Consider the following 3,565-nt stretch of genomic DNA (forward strand, 5'->3'; position numbering starts at 1 on the left):
CTTGCGCTTCGTGCACCGCGGCAAGGGCGAGCGGCCGGGAACGCCGCACTCCGTTCGGCCGCTCTCCGGCGACCGCGGTCAAGATACGGGTGAACGGCCGTCCTAGGTCGGATTGTGGAGCCACGGTGTCAGCGTTGACCATGGGAAGCCGTCAGGGTGTGGAGAACGTCCTGACGACAGCCGCGCAGGACATCCAGGTCGGTGCAGTCGGCGAGCAGGCCGATGTAACCGTCGGAGCGGATGAGCGCGAGACCGTCGTCACCCAGACCGTAGTCACGACCGATGGCGTCCGGAAAGGTCGGTGGCTCGCTGGTGGCTACGTCGGATCCGTACACGGGTTTTGTGCCGATGCCTGCCGAGCCCGCCATTGTCGCGGTCACGGCTGCCGGCGACTGACTCGATGGACGTCAACTCTTTGATGCTGACTACGGCGCCGGTGTCAGGACGCACATGAACCGCCAAACCTCTGGTTGGCGCGGGTGTCGACGTAGAGGCCCCCTCGTCTAGAGGATGTCGGTCGAGAGCAGGGTGATCAGCATGACGATGGGGGGCCCGAAGTTGGCGATCAGGATCAACGAGTTGCCGGGTGCGTAGTTCTTGTCCCGGATGATGCCGCGAATGTGGTTGATCCCCGCCAGCACCCTGAACAACCCACCGGCGATCGCCACGGCTGCCCAGGCAGTGGGCGACCCGACGTGCACCGCGTATATCGCGGCGACACCGGTGGAGAAGTCGGCGAAGCCGATCTCGTACTGGAAGTTGTTCGTCTCCCAGCCGATCGACTTGGCGGTGCTCTTCGCGAAGACGGTGTGTGACAGTCCCGCGCCGACCCCGGCCCAGCCGATGCTCAGGTACAGCGTCCAAAGCAGCAGGCTCTCAGCGAGCCCCGAACCCGTGCTGTCACCAGGAGGATCTGCTCCGACGAGGCCGAGGACGCAGGCGATGATGAACAAGGCAGGCGGGAACAGGGCGACCACGTCACGTCCAATCACGGGGATTGTGGGGAACCCATTGCTCGGCAGGCGCTCCGCGTTGCGCCTCCGATCGAGCGGAGCCACGTGCACCGGCGTCCACGCGCACCCAGGCGGGCGGCACCGACCACACCGGAGTGGTCGGATCTGTGGCGGGAACAACCGCTCCTGAGCCGAGCTGACGCTTCAGGACGACGTCGACAGGCCGGGACCATCTGCGTGCTCGCCTGCGGCGTCGAACGCGTGCCGGAGGCGCTCCTCCTGCTCACGGCTGAGGTTGGTCACGAGGAGTTCGGCGGACGTTCCGGCGAACGCCTCCTCCACCCGGTCCATCACCTCGTCAGAGGTGAGGACGAACAACGCTGAGGTCCCGGGAGTGATCTGGTCGCGCACCCGCTGCAGGAACTCGTCGCTGAGGCCGATCCGCGACAGCGAGCCGGCGGCGGCACCACTGGCCGCTCCGATCGCCATGCCGACCAGGGGCAGCATGAACAGCAGCCCGAACAGCAGGCCCCAGAACGCTCCGGACAGGGCGCCCGGTCCGGCCAGGTCACCCGCCTGCCAGGTCCTGGGCTTGCGGCGATCGCGCTGCCAGGACACGACGGAGGCATCGTCGACCGTGATCAGGCGATCGCGCTGCAACTGCGCCAAGGTGCGCAGCGCGTCTTCGGCACCTTCGGCCGAAGGGAACTTCCAGATGCTGAGGGTGGCCACTGGAGGACCTCCAGGTCTGCGGACTGTCGGTGGCGGGGTTCTTGCTAGGGACGAGACCGGTGCAGTGAGATGCGGGATCTCCGCACGCGCAGGTCGCTCAAGCGGAACAACCCTCGCGTGCGCCCGTTCCTACGGTCGGCGTGCGCTGCCGACCGGGCGGCTGTGTCGTAACGCCGGAAGAGAACACCACTAAACAGGTGTAAAGTCAAGGGGCGGGAGGATGTAGGTGAGCAACGTCGAGGCGGCCCGCCTCCGTAATCCCCGAGGAGAGGGCTCGAGGCTGCGTGCTGAGGTCGTCCGGGCGGCACGCCGGGTCCTGGAGGTCAGCGGCGTGGAGGACGCGGTCACCCTGCGGGCCACCGCGCGGGAGGCAGGAGTCACGGCACCGGCGCTGTACGGCCACTTCGCCAACCGCGGCGAAATCATCGAGGCGGTGATCAGTGAGGCCTTCGCTGAGTTCGCCGCCGCCGTCACCGACGCGATGCGCGGCATCGCCGATCCCGTCGAGCGCCTCCGCGCCGGGTGCGGGGCCTATGTCCGCTATGCGCACGAGCAGCCAGCGACCTACCGCATCCTGTTCACTCGGCACCAGCCGAGCGCCGTGCCCAGGGCGGCCGCGCAGGCAGCCGAGGTGTTCCAGCTGCTCGTCGATACCATCGAGGAGTGCGTGGCGGCGGGGCGCTCCGCCAGCCGTGACCCCGCAGCCGACGCGGTCGTCCTCTGGATGGCCCTGCACGGCCTGGCTGCACTGCCTCCCTCGCATCCCCGCTTCCCCTGGCCCGAGGACCACGTGTTGCTCGACCAGGTGGTCAACCGGTCGGCACTGCTCAACGAAGGTTGACCCACCGTCGGTCGTATTCGGCAGCGCCCGGCGTACAGGCGCTGCCGAATACGACCGCGTCGAACCGGGCGGTGTCGGGGTGCTGCTGGACCAGAGGAAGCCGGCCATCGATCCGGCGGAGCGGACGACGGGCGTCTCTATCGCGGACTGCCCAGCGCGCTTGGCGTCGGGCCAGGCGACTCCGGTGGCATCGAGCAGACCGAGCTGCCCGGTGGCGCCCAGGTGGGTGATGACATCGGCGAGGCTTCGCAACCGGAGTGCGTCCCTCCGGGCAGGTCTACGCGGAAATCCTGCCAACCGACGTCGCCTTCGCCACCGACGACTGCGGGGTCTGGAGCCACATCGGCTGACTACCGCGACCCGGGGCAGTCGTCAGGGGATGCGGTAGAAGGGGTTCGGCAGCAGGAACGTCGCCTGGGCGTACCCGCCTGCCAGGTCCGACGGCTGGTCGCCGACGTTGGCGACGATCGTGTAGCCGGCCGCCTCGATGGCGGCACGCTGCGGGGCCTTGTAGTCGGCGGCCGACGCGAAGTGCACGCCGGTCGGGGCCAAGACGAGCTCGGTGTAGCCGCCGTAGCCCGCGTCGCTCAGGTTCTTCTCCGTAGCGGCACGCTGGGTCTCATCGCGCCCGGTGATGAAGAAGACGGCGGCGTCGTGCTCGATCGCCTCGGCGAAGACCTCGCGGGTCGACTCGATGGCTGGCGACTGAGCCGTGAGGTCCCATGCCCGCCACCCGCACGGGCCGTCGGGCAGCTCGCAGTCCCCGTTGACGAAGCGCCCGTAGTCGTTGGCCTGGATCACCGTCCAGTTCGACAGCGCCGTCTCGTCCACGTCGAAGACCACCGCCGGGTTCTCGACCCGGGGAACCCGGCGGGTGATCGACTCCCGCGCGTCGTCCGCGACCTCCTGCAGATCGGCCGCATAGGCGCCGCTGTCGTGATAGGCGGTCGCGGCGAGCTTGGCGTCCCCCACGTTGGGCGGCTGGCTCAGCTGCCCGGGCGGCGGCGGGCCGAACCCGGCAGGCGCGTGTGCCCACGCC

General features: G+C 68.9%; 5 protein-coding genes. 1 reads left to right on the plus strand and 4 read right to left on the minus strand.

What is annotated here, in order from left to right:
• Positions 1-128: 128 nt before the first annotated feature.
• The 3 genes from VN520_RS10360 to VN520_RS10370 all read right to left on the minus strand — a co-directional run bounded on the left by VN520_RS10360 (position 129) and on the right by VN520_RS10370 (position 1,685).
• Complete coding sequence (locus tag VN520_RS10360; RefSeq protein ID WP_325746574.1) at positions 129-380, minus strand: hypothetical protein; 252 nt, start codon at positions 378-380, stop codon at positions 129-131.
• 123 nt (positions 381-503) lie between these two features.
• Complete coding sequence (locus tag VN520_RS10365; RefSeq protein ID WP_325746575.1) at positions 504-992, minus strand: DUF6790 family protein; 489 nt, start codon at positions 990-992, stop codon at positions 504-506.
• Positions 993-1,157: 165 nt separating this feature from the next.
• Positions 1,158-1,685 carry a DUF1269 domain-containing protein gene (locus tag VN520_RS10370; RefSeq protein WP_325746576.1) on the minus strand — a complete coding sequence of 176 codons (528 nt, stop codon included), beginning with the start codon at positions 1,683-1,685 and terminating at the stop codon, positions 1,158-1,160.
• Between the two features lie 226 nt (positions 1,686-1,911).
• Here VN520_RS10370 and VN520_RS10375 point away from each other — a divergent pair, with 226 nt between their 5' ends.
• Positions 1,912-2,526, plus strand: coding sequence for a TetR/AcrR family transcriptional regulator (locus tag VN520_RS10375; protein WP_325746577.1), 615 nt, complete (start codon positions 1,912-1,914; stop codon positions 2,524-2,526).
• Between the two features lie 372 nt (positions 2,527-2,898).
• Here the strand turns inward: VN520_RS10375 and VN520_RS10380 are convergent.
• The coding region (locus VN520_RS10380) for an HAD family acid phosphatase (RefSeq protein ID WP_325746578.1) at positions 2,899-3,565 on the minus strand (667 nt) is incomplete at its 5' end.

The organism is Streptomyces sp., from assembly GCF_035563135.1.
In the GTDB taxonomy this organism is placed as follows: Bacteria; Actinomycetota; Actinomycetes; order Streptomycetales; family Streptomycetaceae; genus Streptomyces.